This window comes from Burkholderia sp. Ax-1720, from assembly GCF_011753035.1.
GTDB lineage: Bacteria > Pseudomonadota > Gammaproteobacteria > Burkholderiales > Burkholderiaceae > Burkholderia > Burkholderia gladioli.
On record NZ_VWWK01000313.1, the window covers coordinates 1 to 3,969 of the forward strand.

3 protein-coding genes and 1 pseudogene are annotated in these 3,969 nt (G+C 69.6%); all 4 read left to right on the plus strand.

What is annotated here, in order from left to right; genetic code table 11:
• Positions 1 to 885, plus strand: an 885-nt coding sequence (locus F3J18_RS35845) for an ABC transporter substrate-binding protein (protein ID WP_166916854.1), incomplete at its 5' end; no start/stop codon positions are given.
• Between the two features lie 262 nt (positions 886 to 1,147).
• On the plus strand, positions 1,148 to 3,226 hold the full coding sequence (locus F3J18_RS35850) for a carbon starvation CstA family protein (protein ID WP_166916857.1): 2,079 nt from the start codon (positions 1,148 to 1,150) through the stop codon (positions 3,224 to 3,226).
• 22 nt (positions 3,227 to 3,248) lie between these two features.
• Complete coding sequence (locus tag F3J18_RS35855) at positions 3,249 to 3,455, plus strand: YbdD/YjiX family protein (protein ID WP_013691656.1); 207 nt, start codon at positions 3,249 to 3,251, stop codon at positions 3,453 to 3,455.
• A gap of 249 nt (positions 3,456 to 3,704) precedes the next feature.
• Positions 3,705 to 3,969: pseudogene (locus tag F3J18_RS35860) on the plus strand (hypothetical protein); the annotation flags it as partial.

Consider the following 3,969-nt stretch of genomic DNA (forward strand, 5'->3'; position numbering starts at 1 on the left):
GAGGCGGATCTCTCGAACGTCACGCTGGTGCTCGGCGATCAGGCGGGCGGCCTGCGCGCGCTGGCCGAGGCGGCGCGCGTGCTCGACGGCACGCGCTACCGCTTTCGCTGGGCCAACTTCCAGGGCGCCGCGCCCCTGTTCGAGGCGCAGCGCGCCGGCGCCATCGATCTCGCCCCGGCCGGCGACCTGCCGGTGCTGACGGCGGCGCTGGGCGACCCCGACCTGCGCATCGTCGCGACGCGCGCCGGTTCGTCCGCCTCGCTCGGCATCGTGGTGCAGCCCGATTCCGCGGTGCGCAACGTCGCCGACCTGAAGGGCAGGACGGTGGTGGTCTCGTCCGCGCGCGGCAGCATTTCGCAGTACCAACTGTACGGCGCGCTCGAGGAACACGGCCTGTCGCGCACCGACGTGGAGGTGCGCTTCGTGCTGCCGGTCGATGCCTTCGCGGCCTTCGAGTCGAAGCGCATCGATATCTGGGCGACCTTCGATCCTTATTACGGCCACGTGGTGCGACGCGGCGCGCGCGTGCTGCGCGACGGCAGCGGCATCAATTCGGGGCTCGGCTTCCTGACCTCGCCCGCGCCGACCCTGGCCGATCGCGCCAAACGCGCGGCGCTCGCCGACGTGCTCGCCAGGCTCGAACAGGCGGGCAGCTGGGCGCTCGCGCATCCGGCCGACTACGCGAAGGTCTATGCCTCGCTCACGCGGCTGCCGCTCGACGCGGCCAGCGACATCACCGGGCGCGCCTCGGTCGCGCAGCGCGCGGTGACGCCCGCCGACATCGCGACGCTGCAGCGCGTCGCCGATCGCGCGCAACACGATGCGATCCTGCCGGCGCGCGTCGACGTCGCCGCGATCTCGGTACGCGACGTGTCGCGCGGCTGAGGCCTTTCGCGTCGCCGCCTCGCGCGCGACGCGCATCCATTCCCCCGCCGCCGCGGCACGCCTCGCGCGCCTTTCCCCGCCCCTCATCGCTTTCCCCTACGCGTTGCTACGTAGCGTGGATACGTAGTTGTGCGCTTGTCCGCGCGGTGCCGAACGCGAACAATACGCGGCAGTGCCGAGCCCCTTGCCGGGCGCGCGCCACCCCCGCCGGTTCGCGTGCAAGACCGCATGCGACGACGTCGAACAATAGCCAGGAGACACCATGAATCGGGCTTCCGGAACCCTGCTCTGGAGCGCGATCGCGCTGCTGGGCGCCTTTGCCTTCGGCACCATCGCGCTCGCGCACGGCGAGCGCATCAGCGCGCTGTGGATCGTGATCGCCGCGGTCTGCGTCTATCTGATCGCCTACCGCTTCTACAGCCGCTTCATCGCCAGCCGCGTGGTGCAGCTCGACGGCCTGCGCATGACGCCGGCGGTCAAGTACAACGACGGCCTCGACTACGTGCCGACCAACAAGTACGTGCTGTTCGGCCATCACTTCGCTGCGATCGCAGGGGCCGGGCCGCTGGTCGGCCCGGTGCTGGCCGCGCAGATGGGCTACACGCCCGGGATGCTGTGGATCCTGGCCGGCGTGGTGTTCGCCGGCGCGGTGCAGGACTTCATCGTGCTGTTCATCTCGACGCGCCGCAACGGCCGCTCGCTCGGCGACCTGGTCAAGATGGAGCTCGGCACGGTGCCGGGCGTGATCGCGCTGTTCGGCGCCTTCCTGATCATGGTGATCATCCTGGCGGTGCTCGCGCTGATCGTGGTGAAGGCGCTGACCAACTCGCCCTGGGGCACCTTCACGGTCGCGGCGACGATTCCGATCGCGATCTTCATGGGCGTCTACACGCGCTACATCCGCCCGGGCCGCATCGGCGAGGTGTCGATCATCGGCTTCGTGCTGCTGATGGCCTCGATCGTCTATGGCCAGCATGTGCACGACACGCCGGCGCTGGCCGCCTGGTTCACCTTCACGGGCACCCAGCTGACCTGGATCCTGATCGGCTACGGTTTCGTGGCTTCGGTGCTGCCGGTCTGGCTGCTGCTCGCGCCGCGCGACTATCTCTCCACCTTCCTCAAGATCGGCACCATCCTGGGCCTGGCGATCGGCATCCTGGTGGTGGCGCCCGAGCTGAAGATGCCGGCCTTCACCAAGTTCGTCGACGGCAGCGGCCCGGTCTGGTCCGGCAACCTGTTCCCGTTCCTGTTCATCACGATCGCCTGCGGCGCGGTATCGGGCTTCCACGCCCTGATCTCGTCGGGCACCACGCCCAAGCTGCTCGACAACGAGAAGAACGCGCGCCTGATCGGCTATGGCGCGATGCTGATGGAATCCTTCGTCGCGATCATGGCGCTGGTGGCCGCGAGCGTGATCGAGCCGGGCATCTACTTCGCGATGAACGCGCCGGCCGCGGTGCTCGGCACCACGCCCGCGGCGGTCGCGCAGACGGTGACGCAATGGGGCTTCATGCTGACGCCCGACATGCTCACGCAGACCGCCAAGGCGGTGGGCGAGACCACCATCATCGCGCGCGCCGGCGGCGCGCCGACGCTGGCGGTCGGCATGGCGCAGATCCTGCACCAGGTGATCGGCGGCCAAGCGATGATGGCCTTCTGGTATCACTTCGCGATCCTGTTCGAGGCGCTGTTCATCCTGACGGCCGTCGACGCGGGCACGCGCGCGGGCCGCTTCATGCTGCAGGACCTGCTGGGCACCTTCCACCCGGCGCTCAAGCGCACCGAATCGCTGCCGGCCAACCTGGTCGCCACCGCGCTGTGCGTGGCCGCCTGGGGCTACTTCCTCTACCAGGGCGTGGTCGATCCGCTGGGCGGCATCAACACGCTGTGGCCGCTGTTCGGCATCTCGAACCAGATGCTGGCCGCCATCGCGCTGACGCTCGGCACCGTGGTGCTGTTCAAGATGAAGCGCGAGCGCTACGCCTGGGTCACCATCCTGCCGACCGCCTGGCTCCTGGTCTGCACGCTGACGGCCGGCTGGCAGAAGATCTTCGACGCGAATCCGAAGGTCGGCTTCCTGGCCCACGCGGCCAAGCTGCAATCGGCCGTCGACGCGGGCAAGGTGATGGCGCCGGCCAAGTCGCTCGAGCAGATGCAGCGCATCATCCTGAACGACACGATCGACGCGGCGCTGGCGGGCCTGTTCATGTTCGTGGTGATCAGCGTGGCGGCCTATGGCGTGCTGGCGGTGCTGCGCGCGCGTCGCGAGGCGCGGCCGACCACCAAGGAAACGCCGTTCGAACCGCTGCCGTCCGCGCAGGCGCTCGGCAGCGGCCGCTGAACCACCGGCGCGGGAGGCCCTCATGTTTACCGATCTCGGCGACGAACTGCGCTCGGCTGGGCGCTACCTGGGGCAGGCCTTCCGCCTGATGGTGGGCGTGCCCGACTACGACACCTATGTCGCCCACATGCGCGAGACGCATCCCGACCGCGCGCCGATGAGCTACGAGGAATTCTTCCGCGAGCGGCAGAACGCGCGCTACGGCAGCGGCGCGGGCAAGTGCTGCTGATCATCCTCCGCGCGCGCGGGTAGCCGCCGCGCCGCCATCGCCCGTGGTTCGATCGACTACACGGCCGCGTTCCTCACGCGGCCGTTTTTCTTGCCGGCGAGCTTGCGCCGGCTTCTCCAGGCCGTCCTCGCGGCATATATCGATGCGCGCGCAACGGCTCGTCCCGCGTTTCCGGCGACACCCGCCTCAGGTTTTCCCTTATCGTGCCGTCATACGAATCGAATCCATTTCGTCCGGAGTGCCGTCCCGATGTCCGAAAACCGTTCCGTCCTGCTGCTCGCCGAATCCGACCTGACAGCCGGCGAGCCCCTGCCGTGGCCGCTGTTCGATGCCGGCGGCGCGCCGTTGATGCCGGCCGGCGCGAGCCTCGATGCCGAGGAGATCGCCTTCCTGTTCGCGCGTTTCGCGCCCGCGCGCCGCGCCGATGGCGACGCGCCGCAAGCAGCCCCGCAAGCAGCCCCGCAAGCGGGCGAGGCGCCGGACGGGGCCGCGCCGTCCGAAGCGGCCCCTGCCG

What these genes read in the sequence shown, in the direction of transcription:
- F3J18_RS35855 (WP_013691656.1), top strand. Translation starts at nt 3,249, where the DNA reads ATGTTTACCGATCTCGGCGACGAACTGCGCTCGGCTGGGCGCTACCTG.
- F3J18_RS35850 (WP_166916857.1), top strand. Translation starts at nt 1,148, where the DNA reads ATGAATCGGGCTTCCGGAACCCTGCTCTGGAGCGCGATCGCGCTGCTG.